Source organism: Cytobacillus firmus DS1 (genome assembly GCF_000565285.1).
In the GTDB taxonomy this organism is placed as follows: Bacteria; Bacillota; Bacilli; order Bacillales; family Cytobacillaceae; genus Cytobacillus; species Cytobacillus firmus_A.
The window spans coordinates 13,559-37,652 of sequence record NZ_APVL01000018.1 but is presented as its reverse complement, the minus strand read 5'-3'; the positions used below and the strand labels follow the sequence as shown (position 1 = coordinate 37,652).

Annotated in this window: 24 protein-coding genes; 19 read left to right on the top strand and 5 right to left on the bottom strand. The window is 37.6% G+C overall.

The genetic code is table 11. The annotated features are described in order from the left end of the window. Positions 1 to 75 precede the first annotated feature (75 nt). The 11 genes from PBF_RS19515 (at position 76) to PBF_RS19465 (ending at position 13,250) form a co-directional block, all read left to right on the top strand. Entirely contained in the window at positions 76 to 528 is a 453-nt protein-coding gene (locus PBF_RS19515) for a hypothetical protein (RefSeq protein ID WP_035332111.1), read from the top strand. 758 nt (positions 529 to 1,286) lie between these two features. Continuing rightward, entirely contained in the window at positions 1,287 to 3,080 is a 1,794-nt protein-coding gene (gene ltrA, locus PBF_RS19510; protein WP_035332110.1) for a group II intron reverse transcriptase/maturase, read from the top strand. A 65-nt stretch (positions 3,081 to 3,145) separates the two neighbouring features. Continuing rightward, positions 3,146 to 3,721 carry an NYN domain-containing protein gene (locus tag PBF_RS25970; protein WP_235192295.1) on the top strand — a complete coding sequence of 192 codons (576 nt, stop codon included), beginning with the start codon at positions 3,146 to 3,148 and terminating at the stop codon, positions 3,719 to 3,721. Continuing rightward, a complete protein-coding gene (locus PBF_RS19500) occupies positions 3,721 to 4,269 on the top strand; it encodes a hypothetical protein (RefSeq protein WP_035332109.1) in 549 nt (182 codons plus the stop codon). The genes PBF_RS25970 and PBF_RS19500 overlap by 1 nt, the downstream gene beginning before the upstream one ends. A 684-nt stretch (positions 4,270 to 4,953) precedes the next feature. Continuing rightward, positions 4,954 to 6,837: a group II intron reverse transcriptase/maturase gene (gene ltrA, locus PBF_RS19495; protein WP_035332107.1), complete on the top strand. Its 1,884-nt coding sequence runs from the start codon at positions 4,954 to 4,956 to the stop codon at positions 6,835 to 6,837. Between the two features lie 133 nt (positions 6,838 to 6,970). Further along, complete coding sequence (locus PBF_RS19490; RefSeq protein WP_035332106.1) at positions 6,971 to 7,360, top strand: hypothetical protein; 390 nt, start codon at positions 6,971 to 6,973, stop codon at positions 7,358 to 7,360. Positions 7,361 to 7,451: 91 nt separating this feature from the next. Continuing rightward, positions 7,452 to 8,906 carry an AAA family ATPase gene (locus PBF_RS19485; protein WP_035332105.1) on the top strand — a complete coding sequence of 485 codons (1,455 nt, stop codon included), beginning with the start codon at positions 7,452 to 7,454 and terminating at the stop codon, positions 8,904 to 8,906. Continuing rightward, positions 8,907 to 10,823, top strand: a complete 1,917-nt coding sequence (locus PBF_RS19480; protein WP_035332104.1) for a hypothetical protein — start codon at positions 8,907 to 8,909, stop codon at positions 10,821 to 10,823. Between the two features lie 64 nt (positions 10,824 to 10,887). Next, complete coding sequence (locus tag PBF_RS25015) at positions 10,888 to 11,361, top strand: hypothetical protein (RefSeq protein ID WP_051488952.1); 474 nt, start codon at positions 10,888 to 10,890, stop codon at positions 11,359 to 11,361. Between the two features lie 112 nt (positions 11,362 to 11,473). Next, positions 11,474 to 12,451 (top strand): hypothetical protein, encoded by a 978-nt coding sequence (locus PBF_RS19470; RefSeq protein WP_035332103.1) that lies wholly within the window; start codon positions 11,474 to 11,476, stop codon positions 12,449 to 12,451. Between the two features lie 403 nt (positions 12,452 to 12,854). After that, positions 12,855 to 13,250: a YkvA family protein gene (locus PBF_RS19465; protein ID WP_035332150.1), complete on the top strand. Its 396-nt coding sequence runs from the start codon at positions 12,855 to 12,857 to the stop codon at positions 13,248 to 13,250. A 252-nt stretch (positions 13,251 to 13,502) separates the two neighbouring features. Here the strand turns inward: PBF_RS19465 and PBF_RS19460 are convergent, their stop codons facing one another. Both PBF_RS19460 and PBF_RS19455 read right to left on the bottom strand, forming a co-directional pair. Beyond that, positions 13,503 to 13,772, bottom strand: a complete 270-nt coding sequence (locus tag PBF_RS19460; RefSeq protein WP_035332102.1) for a hypothetical protein — start codon at positions 13,770 to 13,772, stop codon at positions 13,503 to 13,505. 94 nt (positions 13,773 to 13,866) lie between these two features. Further along, complete coding sequence (locus PBF_RS19455; RefSeq protein ID WP_035332098.1) at positions 13,867 to 14,670, bottom strand: hypothetical protein; 804 nt, start codon at positions 14,668 to 14,670, stop codon at positions 13,867 to 13,869. Between the two features lie 134 nt (positions 14,671 to 14,804). On the opposite strand from PBF_RS19455, the gene PBF_RS19450 reads away from it, so the two are divergent. Further along, on the top strand, positions 14,805 to 15,761 hold the full coding sequence (locus tag PBF_RS19450; RefSeq protein ID WP_035332097.1) for a 3-oxoacyl-ACP synthase III family protein: 957 nt from the start codon (positions 14,805 to 14,807) through the stop codon (positions 15,759 to 15,761). Positions 15,762 to 15,863: 102 nt separating this feature from the next. Here PBF_RS19450 and PBF_RS19445 read toward each other — a convergent pair whose 3' ends face one another. Then, positions 15,864 to 16,871, bottom strand: a complete 1,008-nt coding sequence (locus PBF_RS19445; RefSeq protein ID WP_035332095.1) for a hypothetical protein — start codon at positions 16,869 to 16,871, stop codon at positions 15,864 to 15,866. 594 nt (positions 16,872 to 17,465) lie between these two features. Between PBF_RS19445 and PBF_RS19440 the strand changes: the two genes are divergently transcribed. From PBF_RS19440 to PBF_RS19425, 4 genes are all read left to right on the top strand, one after another. After that, positions 17,466 to 17,936 carry a hypothetical protein gene (locus PBF_RS19440; RefSeq protein ID WP_035332094.1) on the top strand — a complete coding sequence of 157 codons (471 nt, stop codon included), beginning with the start codon at positions 17,466 to 17,468 and terminating at the stop codon, positions 17,934 to 17,936. Then, positions 17,920 to 18,537: a hypothetical protein gene (locus PBF_RS19435; protein WP_035332093.1), complete on the top strand. Its 618-nt coding sequence runs from the start codon at positions 17,920 to 17,922 to the stop codon at positions 18,535 to 18,537. Before PBF_RS19440 ends, PBF_RS19435 begins: the two co-directional genes overlap by 17 nt. A gap of 132 nt (positions 18,538 to 18,669) precedes the next feature. Beyond that, a complete protein-coding gene (locus PBF_RS19430) occupies positions 18,670 to 18,981 on the top strand; it encodes a hypothetical protein (RefSeq protein ID WP_035332092.1) in 312 nt (103 codons plus the stop codon). A gap of 572 nt (positions 18,982 to 19,553) precedes the next feature. Further along, positions 19,554 to 20,696: a hypothetical protein gene (locus PBF_RS19425; protein WP_035332091.1), complete on the top strand. Its 1,143-nt coding sequence runs from the start codon at positions 19,554 to 19,556 to the stop codon at positions 20,694 to 20,696. Positions 20,697 to 21,234: 538 nt separating this feature from the next. Here PBF_RS19425 and PBF_RS25965 read toward each other — a convergent pair. Then, positions 21,235 to 21,366, bottom strand: a complete 132-nt coding sequence (locus PBF_RS25965) for an FbpB family small basic protein (RefSeq protein WP_139266907.1) — start codon at positions 21,364 to 21,366, stop codon at positions 21,235 to 21,237. 296 nt (positions 21,367 to 21,662) lie between these two features. On the opposite strand from PBF_RS25965, the gene PBF_RS19420 reads away from it, so the two are divergent. From PBF_RS19420 to PBF_RS19410, 3 genes are read left to right on the top strand one after another with little or no spacing between them, the layout of a single operon-like run. Next, the gene (locus PBF_RS19420) at positions 21,663 to 22,010 is read left to right on the top strand and encodes a hypothetical protein (protein WP_035332090.1); all 348 of its coding nucleotides are present in this window, start codon (positions 21,663 to 21,665) and stop codon (positions 22,008 to 22,010) included. A 37-nt stretch (positions 22,011 to 22,047) separates the two neighbouring features. Then, the gene (locus PBF_RS19415; RefSeq protein ID WP_035332088.1) at positions 22,048 to 22,599 is read left to right on the top strand and encodes a matrixin family metalloprotease; all 552 of its coding nucleotides are present in this window, start codon (positions 22,048 to 22,050) and stop codon (positions 22,597 to 22,599) included. An 18-nt stretch (positions 22,600 to 22,617) separates the two neighbouring features. After that, positions 22,618 to 23,241 carry a hypothetical protein gene (locus PBF_RS19410; protein WP_035332086.1) on the top strand — a complete coding sequence of 208 codons (624 nt, stop codon included), beginning with the start codon at positions 22,618 to 22,620 and terminating at the stop codon, positions 23,239 to 23,241. A 79-nt stretch (positions 23,242 to 23,320) separates the two neighbouring features. Here PBF_RS19410 and PBF_RS19405 read toward each other — a convergent pair whose 3' ends face one another. Further along, positions 23,321 to 23,983: a hypothetical protein gene (locus PBF_RS19405; protein WP_051488951.1), complete on the bottom strand. Its 663-nt coding sequence runs from the start codon at positions 23,981 to 23,983 to the stop codon at positions 23,321 to 23,323. Positions 23,984 to 24,094: the final 111 nt, after the last annotated feature.

The following is a 24,094-nucleotide window of genomic DNA, read 5'->3' as shown; positions in this document are numbered from 1 at the left end:
AAGGTTGAGTTTATGGAGGGAATAGGGAAATTTCACAAGTCCCGCTTCCGCTCTTACTCAGGGTTGGTGATCTAGATGGACCTGCTGCGCATGATGACCGTTTGGGACTCAGCAGCCAGTGACTTGGACACTAACAGTGTTGTAACGGGAAAAGGAGTTTCAAGTGTGCGTGTGAGCGAAGGAGCTTTTGGACGTATTATTACTGTCCTCACTACTCAACTTACATTAGACGAAGTAAGTTCGCAGTTTGTTCAAATCAAACGAGCGGGTTGCATTCGTTGTCGCAGCTTGAAGCTCTTTTTTAATGGAAAAATTCCAGAGAAACTTCTTCTTGAGAAGGGCCTACATAAAAAGGGTCCTCTTTGGAAGTTACCGCACAATGAGATCAGTATATTAGCTGTTCCATTTGGTGCAAATGAATGGTGTTTCATGATAGAGAAACGAACAGGGCACGGAGTTCCAACTCATGCTCTATCGTATCTTCCCTATTATGACTATCAATTACAATTGGAGGTAGAAATCGGATGACTAAAAAAACAGCGGTACTTATTGATGAAATGAATGCAAGTGCGACACGTTTCTCTATAAACGGTAAATCTACCGTGAAAAGAGAGGCTTCTATTTAAGTAACTAAAACTCAAATAGAAGAACAACTGATAAGCGGAAGTCAGGAATGAAAGCCGTCATGCTGCGCTGAAACTGACTGCCTAAGACTCCTACGTGCATAATTCATTGGTAGATGAAATTTGTACGAAGCTAGGTGAAGTCGGCTGAAATAAACCTAAGTTCCTCTGGAATATGGTTTGTGATAGGCCGGGGCGCTATAAAGTACTCATGGTGAGAATGCACGTATTGGTGCTGACGAATCTGCGAATGTACGGGTCTATATCATTGAGCTAATCGAAAGATAGCTGCTACTTATGTAGTGTGGATTACCGAAAAGTAAGATTTTGCGTTATGAAATTCGGAATAACCGGCTAAGAGGTTATAAATCCACAGGCTTAAAGCAGACACCTAAAAGTATATGTAAAGCTGAGCTTATTGGAACGTGGAAAGCAGAGGACTTCTATCAACGCCTACCAGCGGGAAGGTTGAATGAATTGATTTCAAATCAATTAAGTTCATTAGCCTCTGTGAGAGTGGGGATACAGTACCGTTGAAGCAGGGTAATGCCTGTGGAGGGATAGTCCCTAGTCTAGTTATCTATAACAAATACGATAACAAGTTGAAGCTCTTTTTCGGGTAAGAAGGTGAGTACATATCAGTAAGGAGCTGATATTGCACCAATGAGCACAAAGGCTAGAGCAAAACAATATTACAGTTTCGACGAAATACAACAGACCTTGTATAGGGAAAGTAAAGAAAATAAAGTTTTTAAAAATTTAATGCAAATCATTCTGTCAGATGAAAACATTTTACTAGCATACAGAACAATTAAGACCAATAAGGGGTCAATAACCACTGGCACAGATAAAGAGAATATCTTGAATCTTGCGGAAATAAACCAAGAGGGATTCCTTAAAAAGATTCGAATTTCCCTATCAAACTACAAACCCAATAGCGTCAGAAGGGTTTATATACCAAAAGCCAATGGCAAATTAAGACCACTTGGTATCCCAACCATCACGGATAGGTTGATACAGCAAATGTTCAAACAAGTGCTAGAACCCATTTGTGAAGCAAAATTCTTTAATCACTCTTACGGTTTCAGACCATTGAGAAGTACGAAACATGCCATTTCGAGAATTCAAACTTTGATAAATATCAATAAGCTAAACTTTACCGTTGATATTGACATAAAAGGATTCTTCGATAACGTAAACCATAATCTACTGATTAAGCAGTTATGGAATATTGGTATAAGGGATAAAAGAGTCCTCGCTATCATTGGTAAAATGCTTAAAGCACCCATAAAAGGCGAAGGGATACCAAATAAAGGTGTTCCTCAAGGAGGGATTTTATCTCCATTATTATCTAATGTCGTACTTAACGACTTAGACCAATGGGTTGCTGGGCAGTGGGAAACCTTTGAAACCAAGCATAAGTACTCAGGAAATGATGTCAAAATTTTCAACCTGAAAAGAACTTCAAAACTGAAGGAAGGATATATCGTTAGATACGCTGATGATTTCAGGATCATGACCAGAAACCATGACACAGCAATTAAATGGTTTCACGCGGTAAAGAGCTATCTAAAAAATCGACTTAAACTGGACATCTCTGAAGAGAAATCCAAAGTCATAAACCTTCGGAAAAAGAGTTCCACTTACCTTGGATATAAAATCAAAGCTGTTCGAAAGAAGAATAAATGGGTTGCTAAAACAAATGTTTCAGACGACAAAATGAAACAAATGCAGGGGACATTAAAGGACCGGATTAACGCCTTTAAGAAACAACTTTCTCCCGAAAATGTAAACTTATACAATGCGACTGTCTTGGGAATGCAACAGTATTTCCAACATGCCACTCATGTAAGGATAGACTTCCATAATCTAGAGTACAAACTTAAAACCAAACTCTACAACACATTATGGAACAAAGCTAAATATGAGGTGCCTAAGATTGAAAATAAATCTAAAAGTACTTATCTAAGAATCTATGGTAGTAACAACAAGAAGACTTACGTGTTTAAGTCCGGTGCATACCTTTACCCAATTGGAAAAGTAAAAACTAAAAACAGTAAAAACTTTTCCCAAGGGCGGAATCCGTTTGAAGTAAAACAAGGATTCTCATGGGATAAGGAAATTACTCGATTAATGATGAGTCGCCTCCCTGACAGCAGCATCGAATACACGGACAACAGATTGTCCCGCTATTCAATGCAGAAAGGCTTATGTGCAATCACAAAATCTCCGCTTACAGCAGAATTAGTGCATTGCCATCATGTCTTACCAAAGGCTCTTGGAGGCAAAGACACTTACGATAATCTCCTAATCATTCATATGGATATACACACGCTAATTCACGCTACCAATAGTGAAACAATCGATAAATACATTAGTCTTTTCAGTCTAAACTCAAAACAAGTCGAAAAGGTAAATAAGTTGAGAGCCAAGTGTAAACTTGAAAGGATTTGTTAGCTGAGAGCTAGATGGAACGCCGTATGAGGGGAAACTCTCACGTACGGTGTGAAGCGGGGGAAAAGGTGGAGATAACCTCAAAACCTTACCTATCGCTATTGGCACAACTTCATAAATTAGGAATTAAAGGAATCAAACCTTGGAATTCTTTTTACAAGACGATTGAAACATTTTTTATTAATAGCTCACTGCCAGCTGAGTATCACTTTTATGGCGCTAATGTTCCTAAGAAATTAGAGCCTCAAAGATACGAACTAAGAGAGAAATTTTTTAGAGCCCTTATACGTGATGGAATTAGTGTTCATAAAGGCTTCGTGGTGCAAGACCATGAAAAGAAGTTTATTTCAAAAGGTGTGGATGTCCTCCTTTCGCTAGATTTAGTAGATCTATCATTAGAAGGTTATGATGAAATCTACGTTTTTTCAGCGGATGGGGATATCGTACCCGCTATTCAACGGGCGAGAGAGAATGGAACGATTGTAAAAGCCATTGTCTCCTTTGATACACCAGCAAAGCATATGGTAGAAGCAGTAGATGAAGTCATTCGCCTTAGTGATGTTCTTAAAAAGATTCCTTCCAATCATATTTTGAGACAGGAAAGAACTAATGCAAGAACATTTAAAAAGGAGAGTGTTGCATAATGGCGGCTACACCTAAATGGGCAATGGAAAAAGGGAAAAAAATCATTGAAGAGGCCAAAATTCGTTATGAACAGGCAAAAAAACAAATTCCAGCTGAATATCATGAATTTGTTGTGTTGTTGCCTCAAAATGTAAAAGTTAGTCAGACCCAGGTAGACATTGATTCCCATGCTTCTGAGCTTGGTTTCTTTGCTACTAAGAACGGTACATATGTATCGGTTTCTTATCCATACATGGCAGTCAACGGCCGGGTTAAGATGGCTAGGGATGACCATCGCAAGGCTGGCAAACTTCTGCATTTCAACGAGCCTGCTATAAGTAATCAAGGAAAAAGCTTAAGCGTTACCATTGAATCGGAATTACTTGGTAAGGCTACTGGCAGTTCGTTAATTCCTTTAGGAGAAAATGCCAGTGGGGCAGAACGAGATAATCCGCTCGAGGTGGCTGAAACCAGTGCCATTGGCCGGGCATTAGGCTTTTTAGGTTATGGGCTTATCGGTAGTGCGGGCTGTTCTCATATAACTAATTTGGGTGTAAAAGCAGCATAACTTATGCTGTATCCAAATTAGGAAATTGAGGGACTAATTAATAATATTAGTCTAACTGTTTGTCCGACTTGATTGGTGCAATTCCAATCCGCTTCAACGTTCTTAAGAAGTGAAGATCTAATCCTCCTGCATGCATGGAAGTTGTAGCAAACTAAAATGTATGAAGCCAGGTGAAGAGTAGATAAATCATGATGCTCGAATTTTAAGCATGAGGATATCTGCGGGATTCCAAGTTGAATAAGGTTAGGAGACGAACCCTTGCACGAAGCGTCGTTAAGGCCGCCCTCTACAGAGCATTGTCGAGGACATTTAGGGAACTTATTTCATCTTTCCGATGCGAAATAAGTATCAAGTACGAAATGACTTGATGTAACAGGCACAATTGAGAACGTTAAACCTGTTATGACCCTACGGCGTAGAGAGGGAACCTAAGTTCAACAATAAGGATAGGACAAATGGAACAGTCGAGAGTGAGTATCTGTAAGAGGTTTGCTACAACCAACGACGACAGAGAAAGCAGTCAGCGGTCTCATAGTAGTGTTGATACTGAGCAAAAAACTCAGTGGAGCGAAGGGGACCAGTCGGTTATATGGTTATTAATCTCTTAAACTCGTCTAAAACAAGGCAAGTCCGAGTACAAACAGCTAACCTGTCTCTAATAAAACTGTAAAGAAGTGATGAGACATGGGGATTAAAGGACGAAAGATCGTCAGTGAAATAGACCTTATCCAATTTCAAGACCTAATATACGAGAAGTCCAAACAAGGTAAACCGTTTTACAACATCATCGACTTTATGAGTTCAGAACAAGTTATTATGAAATCTATTCATAATATCAAGTCAAATCATGGGTCGAAGACAGCTGGCGTTGATGGTAAAACCATTAACGACTATCTGAAAATGGATACGGATGAACTTCTCACACTAATTAGGGAACAGCTTAAAAATTATGAACCACAAGTAGTTTTGCGAAGATACATTGACAAAACAAATGGCAAAAAGAGACCACTTGGAATTCCAGTAATGTTAGACAGAATAATACAGGAACTTACCAAGATGGCACTTGAGCCATTCTTCGAAGCAAAATTCTATAACCACAGTTACGGATACAGACCGTATCGTAACGCTGAACATGCTGAAGCTAGAATAATAAGTCTTATTAACTCAAAAGCATATATAGCCATTGAAGGTGATATCAAAGGATTCTTTGATAACATTCGCCACAATAAGCTAATTGAAATGCTTTGGGGGTACGGTATTCGCGACAAACGGCTTTTAACCTTAATCAAGAAGATGCTACGCTCTTCGGTATATGATAATGGAGAAATTATTCCTGCAACAAAAGGCACTCCGCAAGGGGGGATAATTAGTCCTCTCCTAGCCAATATCTATCTAAATGGATTTGATTGGCTAGTAAGTGACTTGTGGGAATCACATCCAAGGGTTAAAGTGTATGTCCGTAATCGTAATGGTAAAACCATTCACGAAAAGTACTATGGTGCACTCAATAATAAGAAGAATGCTCACCATGAAAAAGTTCACTTAATTAGGTTTGCCGATGATTGGGTGGTACTCTGCAAATCTGAAGAGTTTGCTCAGAAATTCTTAATTAAATTAAGAAAATACTTTCAACACAAACTCGGTCTGGAACTCTCAGAGGAAAAGACGCATATAACTGATTGCAGAACCAAGCCTATAAAATTTCTAGGTTTTAAGATTATCGCTGAAAGAAAACGACTTACTGACAGAATAGTGGGTAAAGCCTTCCCCGATTGGGACAGGGTTAAATCTAAAGTAGAAGAGATTAGAAAGTTAATCTATAATCTTCGAAATCAACCTAATAAATTACTCAGAATACGTGATATAGAAACTATCAATTCTAAGATAATAGGTTTAACCAACTATTATAGTATTGCTATTGCAAAATCAACCTTTGATAAGATTGACCAGCAACTCTACTATGTCACTAAATCGTCTTTTAAGCGACTGTATCGAAGAAACAGCAAAGAGCATCGCAAAAAGCTTTCTCAACTATCCAATAGAATAAATCGTCATGAAGGTTATAATTTTATAACTTTCGCAGAGGATTTTGAAAATGATACATGGATAGGGATAACCATTGCGAGTCTCACCAAAGTAAAATATGCTGAACCATTTAACCCTAACTGGAGCTATTACACGGCAAGGGGGAGGGAGAGTTGGCATAAAGCCAAACAGATACCTAGAAAATGGTACCTAGAAGACATCTGGACAAATTACGAACATCTTGGAATGAGGGCAACACTTAGAGGGCCTATATACAATTTCGAATACTGGATGAATAGACAATACGTTATCAAGCGTGATAAGGCTAAATGCCAAGCATGTAAGAATTTTGTTTACCCTTCCAATGTACACATCCATCATCGTAGACCTTACATAGGAATCAACCGAGTTAATAAGGTTTCAAACCTGTTAACATTATGTAAGGACTGCCACAAACAAGTACATGGAAAAGTGGTAACAAGTGATGTCAAAACTATTCGCAAGATTAATAAGCTGATAGAAGAATTAAGGGTACAGGAATAGCTTACACTAGCGAGTAAGAATTAATAATCACTACATTTAGGCACCAATTATGACCTAACTGTAGGGTTATCTATAATCGATGGAACGCCGTGTGCGGTGAAAGTCGCATGCACGGTGTGGGGTGGGGGAAAACTTGGAGATAACCTCAAAAAGTTACCTATCACCATCTGGTATTGCATCGGCAGAAGAAATGGACGGCGCAGATGGTGAAGAAGAGGATCAATCCTCTGAAAAGCCTACTGGTGATAACCATAACAATTCGAGTGGTAATAATAATTCTCCATCTGTTTTTCGGATCAAGGTCCTTGATTTACCGAAATTCAACCGAGATGGCAGCTGCATATTCCATGCTTTGACCCATAAACGACAAGAGGTTGAGGTAGTGGTAACAAAGCAACATAAAGCTTACATGGACCACTTAGGTGTCGATCAGATCATAAATGTAACCGGCTGGCTGAATAACGACCGGATACGTGTAGACGCATCTAAGGCACCTGTCATTGAGGGTTCAGGAGCAGCTTAATATTCTTTATTGAAGAGGAGTCAGTACATAGGTACTGGCTCTTTTCTATTTTTTAAGATAGTCCAAATTACTTTTTAAGGAGAGATTTAAAATGGCAAAAGCAGTTTTTAAAAGAATGAAATTACCAGAAGCAACTATTCAGATGGTAGGGGAGAAGGTTCCTGAGACCGTTGAAAGAATCGAAAGCTTAAATAGCCCCAAAGCTCAGCAGGTCTATCGGGTGAAATTTAAAGACTTGGACCCTCATGCCTTTATCGTTTCAGATGAAGCAGAGAAAGGTAAGGCCAAGTTCTATCACTATTGTGAGAAAAACGAAAAGAATAGCCAATGTACTCATTTAGTACTCGGCGCCGCTATAGCAGAAAAAGTAGGATTTCAGGTAGAGAAGGCTTCATTTGGTTTTGATATTGCAGGGATAGAAGCATTGCCTTTTCCCAAAGAGGATAAGGAATACTCTAGCATGAATAGTCTTTTTGAATTGCTAGAGCCTGTAGAAGAACCAAGTACTTCTTCTACCGCTCCTGCAGCGGCTATTCCAGCATCCCCCTCAACTCCAGTTCCCGTTATGAAAAGGAACTGGAAAGCGGGATGGAATGAAATCCAGGAGCACCTTCAAAATGAAGGCCTATCTTCCAGAATGATCTCCAAGCTACAAGCCAGGAGAGCTGAGATTCATACTACAGTTGGACTTAGACCAATGACAATTGAACCTCAGAAGCCTAATTTTCCATATCAGGGAGAGATGTTGGCCCGCTCATTACGACACATCTTAAAAGGAAAAGACCTTTTACTGATAGGAAATAAAGGGAGCGGTAAAGATACTTTAATCAACACGATCTCCTGGATCCTTGGTTTACCAATGACTGTTTATGTTGGGAACAAAGATGAAACAAAGGAAAGTTTAGTTGGGGAACCGGCCTTTCGGAATGGAGAATCAACATTCGACCCTTCTGAGTTTGCAAAGGTGATTGAATATGGAGGCATTGTCAACATGGCCGAAATCAATATGCTTGTTGGGGATGTTACCTCGATCCTTCATTCCGTTGCAGATGAAAACAGAGTGTTAGCTACTCCCATAGGATCCATTCACCGTCATGATCATTCCGTCATTGTCGGAAGTATGAACGTGGGTGAAGGCTATCAAGGAGTGAAGGAGCTAAACGATGCGCTAAAAGACCGTTTTGCAATCCTTCGACTTCCTTATACATCGGATTTCAAGCAGTTAATCGAGAAGAAAACCGGTTTGGATGACTCCTATGCTCTGATGTTTCTTGAAAAAGTGAAAAACGCTATAAGCAAACTAATTTCAGAGGAGTCTCAAGGACATGCTGCTGATACCTTACGTGGCTATATCAATGCTGCGGAATATTTTTGTGATTATGGAGTAACTAATGACACAAAAACTGAGGTAATCGAGGACTATATTATCAACAAAATCGAGGACCTTGATGAGTACATGTCTGCTAGAGATATGATTCGAACTGAAGCCTGGAAAGACTTCCCGACATCGAAAGAGGAAGAAGAATATATGAAGGGGGCTATGTAGATGACTACCGCTCTTTCATTACGCCAGGAAAAGGTTAAGCAAAGAGAAGGAGTGCGTTTAAAACGCACTCTTCGTTCTTTATTCGGAGGCAAAGATTTTGGCTTTCTTTGGACTGATGATTCAACCTCATATACAGATGGAGAAACCATTTGGGTCAAGTATGAAGTTCAAACGGAACATCATCGACTCTTTTCTCCTGAAGAATGCCGTATTCTACGAAAGGGACATGGTCTCCATGAAAGAGGTCATATTGAGTTTGATTACCTTCCGGATTATGCTCAATGGCAGGTAGACAACCATTCTACAAGGCTTGAGGACTGGAAAGACTTTTCAAATCCCAAGTATCCCAGTCAATGGCTTCAATTCTTTGGAAACATGAGCATGGACGGAAGGATGGAAAACTTTGTGATTCTTAAATTCCCTACTTATAAAGATTATGTAGATTTTACAAATTATGAGTGGAGATTTGGAATCCGAGAGGAAGGTATAGGAGAAAATCCTATCCAGGACTTCCAAGATTGTTATTCTTCCAGAGTATTAGGGATGAACGATTTAGAGGGTTGGCTGCCAGAAGCGGTTGAACTGGTCAACACCGTCCAGGAGAAAATTGAGGAATTACGGTTTGCTCCCTCCACCAAGGAATGCTTAGAGCTAGTTTCCTCCATCATGAAGGAGGTTTGGCCAACTTTAGCCGAGTGGATGGAGTTAAATGATATGGAAATGGACCAACCGCCTGCAGACTACCAATCTGATTCACACGAGGATGGACAGCAGTGGGGGGATTCAAAAGAAACGAGAGAAAATGCTCAGAGTATCCTTGTTCAAGTCGAGATAGCAAAAGAAGAATCTGCTAGAGAGCAAGAGAGTTCAACTGAAAAAAACACCACTGGCTCAATGAATGAATCCGAAGGCAAAGAACCAGAGAAAACTGACGAAAGTGACAAAGAGAAGCCATCTAAGCCTGATTTTTCTCATATCATCCGGATAGAAGAAAAGCAGCAGGAAAAAGACTTTAAAGAAGCTGATGAATTAGTAAGTGACTTTGAAGAAAAGAAAATTGAGGTATCCATTGAGATTCCAGAAAAGAAAACACGTCTTAACGAAGAGATCGTTGTGAAAGCTTACCATAGGCAAAATGCTAACGAATACGCCAAACTACTTGGAGAAATAAAACGCTTCATTAAACCTACTTCAAAGGCTCTCAGGGAGCTTCTAGAAGGTGAGAAGGACCAAGTGAGGAAGAATGTTCGTAGTGGCCGCTTCATGCCAAATAAAGCTTGGAAAGCGGTCCATTGTAGTGACTCGAATGTCTTTCAGAAACACAAAGCGGGTACACCAAAGGGAAAAGCTTTTGTTTCTTTATTAGGAGATATTAGCGGATCCACTTGTTGCTTGCTACCTAGTGGTATTCCCGTCTATCAGGAGATCCAGAAAGCTATGCTGCTTCTTTTAGAATCATGCGTGGAGGCAGGCATCCCTACAACAGCTCATGCGTTTACGGAAGATGATGAAACCATTATCTATCCTATTAAGCCAAATCCACACCGCTATGGTGAGGAAGAAAAGAGCTATTTAGGGGCCATTAAGCCAGAAGTGGGGAATCGTGACACGTTAGCTTTACAATGGTCTCTTGATCAGTTAGTAAAGCGTCAAGAAGATATCCGTTTAGCCATTATCCTATCTGATGGCCTTCCAGTTTTTGAACATGAAGAAGGGCCTGAGACTATCCGAAATATGGTGGAGAAGGCAGAGAAACAGGGAATTGATGTTCTATGTCTATTTGTAGGAGATCCAAGTCCCCGTACCATCCAAACCGTTCGAGACATGTATCCTGGCCGCTCAATTTTTTCGGAACAGAACATTGCTCGTGAACTGCAGAAACAAGTAAAAAGAATAATTCGGCAACGCCGAAAGTAAAACCTTGACCGTCCATTAGGGCGGTCTTTTTATAGGTTAAAACATTTTTAAGGAGGATCTTCGAATGTTAAGCAGCTTCAATACTTGTAATCAATTTGAGGAATCAGCTGAGCAGTATGGAATGTTTTTTACACCATTCAAAAACAGAACGGTTGTACCACAGCAAATGGTAGACGTGTATAGGAATCTACACACGAATAATGGATATAGTATCCGCTGTTCTAAATCTGGGCTCGTGCTATCACATTGCAGCACAGTTAAGCTCCGGAACGCTCGATTCATAGTATCCAAGAGCGGGAGACAAAAGACTATTCAGGAGAAGCGGAAAAGGGTGCATGCCTATATTAGAGGAGAATTGGTCGGCATAAATGAGTTAGTACCGGACGATTTTCTCCAGGTGCATTACAACCCTTATCATACTCCGCTATTTACTATTGCTGAGTCCGATAAGCCGGTATATGAGGCAGAAGAAGTGATTTGCTGTGGGAAATACGCTTACGTGAAGCAGCAAAAGCAGATGACACTATTCGATTTATAAATATCTGTTTAGTAGTTAATTACTTAATAGAATAGTTCGGTGAAATTTACTTTTGTCCAGTTTATATAGATAAGGACTACAATCTGATACCTTTTTAAGGAGGAATATAAATATGAATCATATCGTATTTTTCTCAGGTGGAAAAGCTAGTTTCGCTGTAGCCGCTTGGGTAAAGGAACAATACGGACATTTAAGAGGACATAATATTCTACTATACTTTACAGATGTTCTCTGGGAGGACCAGGATCTCTATAGATTTATATATGAAACTTCTAATCGTCTAGAGCTCCCCATGTTAATTCATGGAAGGGGACTTACTCCACCACAATTAATGGTAAAGCAAAAGTTTATGGCCAATAGTCGAGTTGGAACGTGTTCGAAAGAACTGAAAATGAAAGTCGCATCAGATTACATTAAAAAGGGGATCAAACCGGAAATAGAACTATGGCATAATAAGGAATTTCTTAAAACGAATGACTTTATTAGTAATGCGTCTTTATACTTTGGTATAGGCGTCAATGAGTTACACCGGGAGGAGCCTATTAAAATCAACTGGGCACCTTATGATGTAGTAAATCCGCTCATTTATCATGACATAAACATCGATGAGTCTTTAAGGAAATACTCAATTTTACCAGGACAGCTTTATTCCAAAGGCTTCCACCACAATAATTGTGGTGGGAAATGCATAAAGGGTGGATTTGCGCATTTTAAAAATCTCTATATGAAGGACGAGATTAGCTTCTTAGAATTAATGGAACAGGAGATTGTAATTTCAGATTATATCCGCTACTGCAAGCAACCTGCTATTAAGTCAGGGAAACTTCCGGATTACATGTATAAGGATGTATGGGAATTTGTATCTTCTGGTAAGAAATCAGCAAAGATCCAGCACATAATAGACACTCATCCCTATACTAAGAATTGGAGATTCGGTAAAAACCGTCACGGTGAAGATATTAAAAAGCCGTTTACTTTCATGAAGACTCAATCCCTTTATGAATTGAAACAGCAACCAATGCAATATGATATTTTTGATTACGGTGGTTGCGGCTGTTTTATTGAGTTTGAGAATTCTCCTGCTGTTTAGGTGACGTAAATCATAAGTTTTCCATTTTGAGAGCTTATGATTTAGGGCAAACTATATGATTAGTTATTTTAACAACATTGCTGAGCATTTTCCTGATGTTTATTTATATATTACAAAAGGCCCTTCAATTGCTAACTAGCTATTTGAAGGGTTTTTATTTTATTTCAACAAAAATATCGAACAACTAAATGAGTGACAAAATTCATTAGTAGGAGTTTTTAAGATAGAGCTAGAATTATTACCCTAATGTCTATTTAAGGAAGATAGGAGGAGAGGTAGATTGTTAGATAAATTTAGAAAAAAGAATCAACAAGATTTGACTGGAACACAAGAAGATGCAAACATCGAGGAATTAACTTTTGAAGAAGCTAAGGTAGAAGAATTAAAAAATGAAGCAGAAAACATGGAAATAGAAGCTATTCAGCAACATGATAAGCATTATACGGATGATAGTTTTTGGAATAAACTTCAAAAGTTTTCAAAGAAAGCCGGTTCTACTATTGTGTATGCTGTACTAATTCTATACTATACAATGCAGAAACCAGAGGTACCCTTTAAAGTTAAAGCTACAATTGCTGGAGCCTTGGGTTACTTTATCTTACCATTAGATTTAATTCCAGATGTTGCTATGGGAATAGGTTTTGTTGATGATTTAAGTATCATTACCGTAGCCCTTTTTCAAGCTGCTATGTATGTTGATCAAGACGTTAAAAAACAAGCAAAAGATAAACTTACAGATTGGTTTGGAGAAGGTGTAGATACATCCGAGATAGACAATAAATTAAATATTGAAAAGTAGTATTAATCATAAAATGCAAATAAGTGGGAACCACACTAAATGAATTAGCTTTTTTGATAACTTCGGGTTTTATCTTTAGTATTCAAATTGCATATATTAAAAAAATCCTCCACAATTCACCGATGTTCAGTGGGAGGAAGACTTATATCGTTTATGTAAATGTGTAAAAATGTACTCTTTTTCATTAATTATTAAGACCCTCGATATGCTTTAGCGCATATTGAGGGTTTTTATTTTGTAATTTTACAGATATTATATTTCTTTGGACTTTTCCTGATTCTTCCTGATAAACCCCAAAAAGAAGTAGAAAATGGTTAATCCGAATCCAACGATGACTAAAGTTGATACTAAAAGCTGTAATTCTTTTTCAACTAAAAAGTAAGTGACTGAAGAAATTATGCCTACACATAGGAAATAAAGAGCATTTATAAAACCTTTATTTGAGATGTCCACTACTTTTTCAATGCCCTTGGAGATCAGCGCCGCTAATAAAAGAATTAAAATAAATATTAGTACTCGCACATTACCATCCTTTTTTGTAATAATTGTTAAATATGTAAAAAATTATACCACTGGCAGGGTGTTAATGATATCCTACCGGTGGCTTAATTTTCACTTATATCTTTCTATAATCATCTCTAGCCTTCAACCATTCAGCGCCATAATACCATAAGTTTAGGGCAGCTCCAAAAGGTCCTACCTTTACCGCACCTTTAACAATGTTTTTAATTAAGGTATAACTTAAAACTTTTCCAGCTCTTAATGCCTTAACAATATCATCAGCAAAACCGGCTACCCCAAAGGTTGCTAGGTTTTTCTCTATAGTTCTAAGATTATCAGCATGCCCCTGGAACCTAATAAAGTCTCCGTCTTTCCTAGATGCATACTTATAATAAGGACTCTGGCCAGCCATGATTGCTTGACCTTGAGTGCTCGAAGTAAACCTATATCTAACATCAGAAATGTATGAGCCATAGTACGTTGCCATAGGCATTGGCATGACTGTTGGGTTGTCCCCGAAGGATTGTTTAGTACTAATATCTACCGTTTCACCTGTTTCAGTTTCCACAGTTATAGTGCCTGTTAATTTATTCTCCGTGACTAAGGTACTGTATTCTTCCACAAGTACTTTATCAGAACCACTCACTTCATATTTTTGAACGGTAATATCTTGTTTTCCATTCACAAAGGTAACTGTCTCACGATACTCATACAATTTACCATCTTCATTGATTTGATAGACTGATAGCTCATCAGTATCCACTAGTACATTAATTCCTAGTTCTTGCTCGATAGGATCTTGCACCTCATCGAAATATGGAGTTTCAACTCCCTCAGCAGCACTTGCAGCTCCCGCATACGGCGATAAAAGAACAGAAGACAAAAGAGTACAACATACGACACTACTAAATTTCTTCATTTTTCTCCTCCTAATTTTGTTTTTACTCCTTAATAATTAGCCAAAAATATACAAATTCCTCCTAAAATATGAAAATATTGGATATCATTAAAGAGGGTTCACCAAAATTCGTCAAAAAAGGAGAAACGAACATTTTGAAAAGTGCAGGAATACTTGGTGTAGGAAGCTATTTGCCACCTCGAGTAGTGACTAATGATTTTTTCAAAGAAAAGTGCGGCATTTCAGGAAGATCCATCGAGAAAATGACAGGCATCAAAGAAAGAAGATTTACGATTCCAGGCATTAATATGGTAGACATGGCTTTTGCAGCAGGGGAAGCGGCCCTTGAGCATGCTAATTTGGATCCCTCCCAGATTGATTTTGTTATTCTCTCCACTATCACACAGGAACGCATCTATCCTTCTATCGCCTGTCAGGTTCAAAATCGCCTTGGCATCCCGACCACAGCTGGGGCATATGATATGAGTGTCGGCTGTGCTGGATTTGTATTCGCTTTGTTGAATGCCTTCCAATATGTACAGTCAGGCTTTGCCAAAAAGGTGTTGGTAGTAGGTGTAGAAGAATGCTCCAGAAACATGGAATTAGAAAACAAGGAGGAAAGAAAGGTAAATATATTGTTTGGGGACGGAGCTGGCGCCGCTGTAGTTGGAGAAGTGTCAGAAGGTTTTGGCCTATTATCCTCAACGGTTGGTTCTGATGGATCCGGGTCTGAATACATGAGAGAAGACAGTAACCATAGGCCGTCAATGGATGGCGAGGCCATTTTTCAATTTGCTTCCACCTACATTCCGGAAATTGTAAAAGATGCCTTATTAAAAGCAGATTTAACTCTTGATGACTTGGATTATCTTGTTCCTCACCAAGCGAATCTGCGCATTATTGAAAAAGCGGTACATAACCTTGATTTCCCAATTGAAAAGGTTGCCACCCATGCTGTCCAGTACTATGGAAACACATCTTCTGCAAGTGTTGCACTCGCTCTTGCTGATGAAGTGAAGGAGGGACGAATTAAAGACGGAGACTATGTTGTCCTTGCAGGTTTTGGATCAGGTTTGGCCTGGGCAGCAGCGCTAGTGAAATGGGGAAATTAAATTAAGAATCTATGTTAGAATTTAAAAAGTTTAGTTTTCGGATATTTAATAGAAATGGGGTAGTTACCATATTGGTAACTACCCTATTTTTATATGCTTCCATCAATATGAAACATAAGGACTTAACCTTGATAAGCCATGAGCATTTAGAATATCTTTTTGTGCAGTTAATGCCTGCCTTGCATAGTCTACAAGATCAAGAGTTGGTCCCTTACTCAAATAGTCGAGTCTACTGTAATGCAGAATATTTTCTGAATTAATACTTCCCTGGAAACCAATGTAATCCATTTTATCGGTATTCATATCGTACACACCATTAAGCCATTCATTGTTCAGATATAAATTTTTTACATCCGTATCGTACAATCCGTTCTTATTTGCATTCCATTGGGTAGAACTGATTTGTGATTTACCCATTGGCAGGGGATTAAACGTATATACGCCGCTAATAGTGGATTTCTTTATCCCTCCACCATATTTAAACTTTGATTTATCTGGCAATAACCAATTAGCTGAGCGTATATCCAAATATGTTTTTGTTGCTAACCAACCACCTAATGAATGGCCCGTAAAGTACCATTGATAACTCCTGTAAGCCGGAAATGCCTCATAAATATAATTTGTAAACAACTGAGCCTGATAGTTTTGTCCAGGTGCATTACTTGATAGAGTTTCCCTGGCTGTATTGGCATCATTAAGATCCGGTATGAAGTTCCAGCTTTTATCTGTACCGGAAAAGGCGATAAATAACTTATTGCTGCCTTCTGCAACCACTGCCATTGCTTTAAAACCCGTCCCATCGAGTCTCAACCATTCTCCAGTAATGGAAGAAGCACTCATCGGATGGTAGACATCTGCATTAACATCGACTGCTGAGATAACCTTAAATTTGCCTGCCCCATGTTTACTGTTAAGATTGTCTTGGATAGTTTTACGAGTATAAGAGCTGTACTCTGCAGAATAAACGAGTCTTGCTAAATCATAATAAAGACGGTTGTAGTTATCTGCATATCCTGCATTTGCTGCTCCTGGACTCACAATTACTGAAGATACTATTAACACTAAAGTTAAAGTAAGTAATGCGGCCATCTTTCTTAGATTTCCGACCATGAACATTTCACTCCCTAAATAAAATTCTTACTAATTATAGGAAAAAAAGTAAATTAATTCAATGCAACCTATGTAAAGAATATATTAATACTATTAACTAGTCGCTCTTACAATTGAGACTACGACGGCACATAAAAAAGCCTTTTCAGGCAATTAGTCAAAAAAGGCTTCGAAAATATGAGGGATGTTGCTGGGGCATAGCAAAACATCCTATTTTAATGTTTTAGTTGTATTCACTTTCTATCTTGAGTATAATAAAAAGGAACATTTGTTCTGTTATGGGTATAACCCTAGCAGATTCTTTATTCCTCTCTCCAACACCGGACAAGATTGCCGGTGTCTTTTTTTATTTCACCTTTACTTTAAGCAATTTCATTCCGGTTCTTTGCTGCGATTTCTTCATCGCTTCTGCAAATTTCTTTTTAATATCCTTTTCTTTTTTCTTGCTCATATCTCTCTTCCTCTCACTCTTCTTATTATTAGTCTCATTATGGTCCAGCTACATTTTTTTTAATCAACTTAGGTTCTAAAAATAAGCCAACCTTCTTATATTAATAGAAAAGTGGAAAGGTGACCCTGAGAAAGGAAGATTATATGAGCAGCATAAATCCAATTTTTGATGATATAAAGTCAAAGAATATTTCTAGAACTATCACACAGCCAAAAACCCAACCAGCGAAACCGCGTAAAGAACGGTCGGATAAAACCCAAAATATCAAACTGCCTGTAGATCACATTCTTCATATGCAACTCAGACGTTATGTTAAATTAGCATACCCATTATATATGAGAAAGATAGGGAAACCTTTATCACAGACCAAGTTCAATACATTGCTGCTACGGTATGTATTAAACCACCAGGATATGATCAATTGGGATTGGCCATATCAAGATAGCAAAAGATACATGCATACGAATTTATTAAAATCGGAGCATAAAGAAATAGGTGGCCCCTATGGATTGGCTATCCAAAAGGGTTTTTCAGATCGTAAGACTGTTTATATCATGATAAAGTCCGGTGTTCAATGGCTGGAGAGGGGCGGAGATCTTGAAGAAATCCTATAGCCAATGGAATGTTCTGCAAGAAAGACTAAGTAACCAAAAGGATAGCCTTCTTGATTTTTTGTTTACTTCCAAGTATCGTTACATAGAAATTAAGCTACCATACTATGAATATTTAAGAGGGCAGGTCTTTTGCCAGGACTTTATGGATTTATTCGAAGAAGCTCCCTATACTTTTTCAGTCGTAGACTTAATGTCTATTCTTTTTGAAGACTTTCTTAACCAAATAAAAAAGGGGAATACCCATTATGAAAGTATGTCCCGCTTTTTAGTGGAAAATAAATATAAATATTTAGAACCTCCTAAAAAAGAAACCAGAGTATTGAAACAAGTAAATACCAACTTGTTTTCTTTTGAAACTACCGAAGAGGAAGTTGCTGTAAAGGAAGAAAACAGCAGAAAAGCCCACCTGACGATTAAAATTCGAGATAAGATACTTTTAAGGGGGGAGATATTTCTTCATGATCTCTCTCCATTCCTTCATAAAGAACAGCTGCAGATTGAAGAATTATTTGCTATCCTTTATCTTGATTTTATCGCCAAGATTAAAGAAAAGGGGAATAATGTTGATGTCATGAGGGCCATTCTCAACCGGATAACGTAGGAGGGCTTCTTGACAAACATATATGCTTTTAAGATAATAGAATCAAATTAATATTGATTAGTGTACGGAAGAACCGGCACATGGGTATACACTACCCGTGTGCCTTTTTTTATTAAAAAGGGGGGACTTCATATGGTATTGATCGAGGATTTACTTAACCGGCTAAGACACGACAGTGAAACAATCGAAAAAGAGATGCTATTAGATACATTTAATCGGATTTTTCTCAGTCAAAGAGTTGAGCCTATCTTTGCCCAACAGCAGCTAATTGTATTAAATGAAGCTTATGATGATTCCCCTAAAAAAGACTTCCGTTCTATTCTTGTCACAGCAAAAAAACTAGCAGCAGAGCGGGAATATGGAATAGGTTTAAATCACCTACTTGGCACCATATTAAGTCTAGCAAGCTCTAAGAAACAGCAAAATCCCCCTCATCAAAGATAAGGGGGACCTGCTATCAGATTTAAGGCTGTTTATTAAATTAGTTTTATAATAGCAGACCAATTTCAAAGTTGCAAGAGTTTTAAAAATTCTTTTACTCGACTAGAAAGTTATGGTAGTATAAAAGTATCAGATTACGGGGCTGGGGATACGTCCATCCTTTTAGGGGAGAAGTGTATCTATTTTTTTCAGCGACCGTTTTTATTAAATAGGGCGTTTTTTTTATGCAAAAATAATTTTTCCAAGCAAAAAGCTGATCGCGCCAACGACCAGCTTAAAATTAAAATTTGTGTCCATCAAAACGCCAATTCTGATAGACGAATGATCCCGATAAGACCTTTAAATTTGCGCCAACAAATTTAAAGAAAGCCACTTAAAATTAAAACTTAAAATTTAATACTTTAGTATCCTTCGAAAAAAATACACTTTCGAGGGCTAGTTTTTTATTGGCTTTTTTAAATTGTTATCTTTATTATACTTATTTTTCACAGTAGGCGCAACGGTTCAGACTTACTTTATATGAAATAAAATAAGACTTTATCATACATATTCTGACAGGGAGGAGGAGAGCCAAAGTGAAGAAAAAACAATCAATTTCCGTAAAAGGCGTTAAGTTTTTTCAAAAGCAGTTAGATTTATTAAAAGCTGAACAAGAACGTTCTCCTCTTTCTGCATCCTCGTTAGCTTTATATATACTAATGCATCTCAAATGTGATGACCTGGGAAGAATTAAAGGCAAGGAGTTCTCTCTATCGGATTTTCAACAAAGCGGCATACCTTATACAACTTTACATACTGGCAAAATGGTATTGCTTGAAAGAGGACTTATTCGCGAAGTCATTATTAATGACTTACCTTCCTTTGAGATCGTAGGGTATAAAGAATTAAATTCCCCTGAACATCGTATTGAAGGGGAAAAATTAAGCTATTTCCGTATTCCTTATGAATTATTAACAAAACCCCTGCTTAAATGTTTAGTTTCTGCAAGAGAAGCTGCCGGCATTTTATTAGTATTGGACCTGTTCAATCGATTCACTCGTTTTATTGGCAAAAACCAAGCAGAGGCAATGCAGGCATCGTTTACCTATACAATGAAATCCTTACAGGAAAAGACGAAAAAAACCGCTTTAAAGATCAGACACATTATTAATTTGATACGGGATTTTTTCTCATTTGAAGCCTGTGATTATAAAGAGAGAAGGCCGAATAAAGAGAGGGTTACTGTAAAAAAGAAGAATGTGATTCAGATTGTTATTAAAAAGTTTAAAGTATGTATTAACCCTGATTTATTGCTTATCGAAGAAGACGAACATGCAACTAAAACATTAGAAGCCGCTTTCCGTAAAGAGTTAACAGTCAAACTAGAGAATGCCGGCATATCCTACCACTCTAAAGAGTTGCGTGATATGCTGACTGCAGTTAAACAAGAAGTCATTAACGTTATGCAGTTCTCAACCCAGCAAACATTTAAGGAGAGGAACCGTTTTATTCGAAACGTATTCTCCTCTGCTTTAGATAGCTTAATTGACTATTACCAGTTAAAGTCAAAGGAAAACAGCAATTTCACTTTTGGCAGCATAGGATCTTTCATGAGAAAGAGCTTAAGAAGCTCAATGCAATCGTTAGTTGTTGTTGAGCTGGATCCTGGTGATCGAATAGAAATTGCCTCTGGTTATTATGAACGATACCGAAAATACCCAGTTGTATTTTCAAATTGAATAGAACTACAGCCGTGTGAAAAAACCGAGGGGTCACATGGCTTTTTGGGTTTTGGCCCTTTTATCTTTTATTAAAATTTTTCAAGCTAACAGGCCGGTATTCATGTTCAATTTCATGAATACCGGTCTTTTTGTTGTATCCAAAGATAATAATTCCTCTTTTCTAATACCGAACGTACTAAGATTCCTCTAATCTCAATTACGAGTAACCTTTTGTGGATTCGTAGATATTTGGAGATTCAATATGTGAGTTATGAGGATTATTGGTACATTAGGTTGTGTAAATATGGATAGTTCTTTACTTTGTTCGTGGAAACTGGTGTTAATTCGATTCTTTCAGATGCTAAAGAGGGGACAAGCCCTACTCCGCCAATACACTACACTACTGAAGATATGCTCTATATTTTAATAATTGAGCTTTTTTATTTTTACAACTTGTTACTTCTTATTTCCCTAAATTGAATGAAATACTGTATGTACATGCTTTTTTACAAAAAAAAACGACCACATAATTAAATGATCGCTTTTTCAATAATATTTAAGATTTCTGGGTAGAAATTTTTTCATCTACACGCTTCTCAATCTGTTGAAGTTGTTCCGAATCCTTTAATAACTCCTGCTTGTTTTGTTCAATTAAAGCCAACATGGTGGCCTTGTGTGATTTCCTCATAAAAATTCCTCCTTTTCTTATAATATAATCTCAATATATAGAGTTGTCGAAAAACAAGGGATAATTTATTAGTTCCTTTATAACTGTTATCTGCCAATTTAAGTAAGCAATAAAGAAGAATAGTAGGCTAAAAATCACATATATTCCTTAAGTTATTTTTTTATTTGAATATTAAAGGAATCTGTTAATAAATTGAAGAAAATCAACTGTAATAATAGTAGATTGATTTTTCTAAATAATATCAATTTTGTTAAAATATTACATAGATTCCGGAATCTAAAAAAAGGAGATTGAACATGAAAAAAATACTAGTCACTTTAATGTTAATCTCGCAATTTCTAGTAATATCAGCATGTGGTAATGGTGCTGATACAGGTAAAGGTGGATCGTATCAGATTTTGGCTGTTTCAGAAAGTGGTGATTTTTGGTCCTTGGATTCTAATGAAGAACCTGAAAGTTATGAACAGGATAAGTTGATTGTCACTATTAATAAGAAGACAGAACCCGATGAAACCCCAGGTAATGGCCAATCAAATTATTATGACGAGGGGACCAAAATTTATAGTGTGAAAGGAGCCGAAGGTTTAGCCATTGCGATAGAACCTTCGGGTGAAAAAAGTATTTTAAGAAGAGAAGATAACTGATAAATTAAACGCTGCATTTAGGTAAGGAGATGAATTCATGAAAAAGATGTTCACTATTTTTACAATGTTCATTATACTTTTAGTCTCCGCTTCTCCTAGTTTTGCTCATGACCTTCCTGGAGGTGGAGGCGAAACATGGGGATGGAAATATGTTGGCTCCCACTGGCCATCAACTACTACTACCTATTTTGAAGCTACCTCAGATACATGGGAGAGTAGGTTCAAAAATGGAGAGGCAAAATTTGAGAGTGAGACTGGCAATAGGTTTTCACTTATTGAACGGACCTCATCTGACACGAGTAATTTTATAGAATCATATAGCTGCTCCTCATGCACTTGGGTAGCAAGACGAACATTTACATCTATCTCAGCTGATCACCCAACACGATGGAGAATTCAATTTAATAGTGCAAAGTCCGCTAATTCTTGGACTACAGTTGCAGCTCATGAAATTGGGCATGTATATGGATTAGCTGACCTTTATGAGTCTTACAATGATGAAAGACTTATGTATGGTTATGATAACGGAACACGCTACCTTGATGTTTTAGAAAAAGACGGCCTAGATTATGTTTACAATGTCTACTAATAAGGACGGTGCCTAACAATGAAAAAAAAGTCGTATTTGATTGCATTCTCCTTCTTGATTTGTACAGCACTGTTGGTATTCAACTTAAATATGGAAAAGGGTAACGCTGGGGAACAAGACCTATCCGAAGAACAATTAGCAGCAAATAAGGTAAAAGAGTTAAATGATCGTGTTGCTGCCGGTGAAGAAAAGATTATCGATGATTCCGCATCTTTTCCAGCATTAACCGAAGAGGAACTCTATAAGCAATCCGATATAATTGTGGTTGGAAAAGTTAAAAAAACAGTGAAAGAATATAATATCCACACAGACATCCCATTCAGTGAGTTTGAATTTCAAGTAAAAGAATATATAAAATCAAATAATGAGTACAAAGATAATAATCTAATCGTAACTCAAGATGGCAACTCAGAGATTTCATTTGATAAACATCCTCTACTTGAATCAAATAAAGACTATATTCTGTTTTTAAATGTTCATAAAGAAGGAAATGAAACTAAATTGATTATGGTAGGTGGACCCAACGGTAAATTTGAAATTGAAAATGAAAAGGTTAGCACTTACGGTAGTCTACAAAAGCTTAAAGGGAAAGAGTTAAATCAATTTATAAAAGAGTCAAAGGTTAAGGCAAGTAAACAATAATTCTTCTCTAATAAGTAGGAGAGAACATTTTAACCCCCCTTATTTTATTTAAGGGGGTTAGTTGTTTTTATGAGTTATATTAGCTTACCCAGTTTTCAAAACTCGGTATTCTTAGTTTACCATTGCTTGTTAAATTTCTATATTTCACTCTGCATGGGAGAGGATTAATAAATATAATGTCACCTTTGTCTGCTATTCGGTTATTGTGAGTATATTGATAAAATTTTCTTCGCTCAATTGGAGGCATAAACTCCATGACTCCAGCAGATTCTTTATTATCAAATTGCAACAGGAGGCCGAATTTCTTTTTTGTATAACCAACAATATTGATCGTGGTGTATTTATAATTGATTACCTTTAAAACTTCTTTTGACCTCCGGCCGATAAGATAAGGTGCATCTGCCTTTTTTTGAACTATCCCCTCAAGATCATGCTGCTTTATTAATTCAAAGTATGCCTTTGCATTGCCGCTCAGCCATTTCACTTTTGTTACCAGCTCAGAATCTGTAGGTAGGAGTTCATCTAATAGCTGTTTTCGTTCCAGAAGTGGCAAATGCGTGACCTTCTTATCACCAACATAAATCACATCAAATATAGCAAACTGAACTTGATAGGGGGCCTTTATACTTTTAAATCGGCTCATCATCGCTTCGAAGTTGGGTTTGCCATCTATACCAGGTACAATCAACTCCCCATCATAGATGCCATCTGGCAGCGGGACAGATGCAATCTCAGGGAACAAGGAATTATATACCCAGTATTGAGCACAATTCAAAATATATAAAGAATTGTCCTGTATTATTCTTGATTATGTAAGGGGGAATTATTTCGCCTGTTTTTGAAATTATGTGAG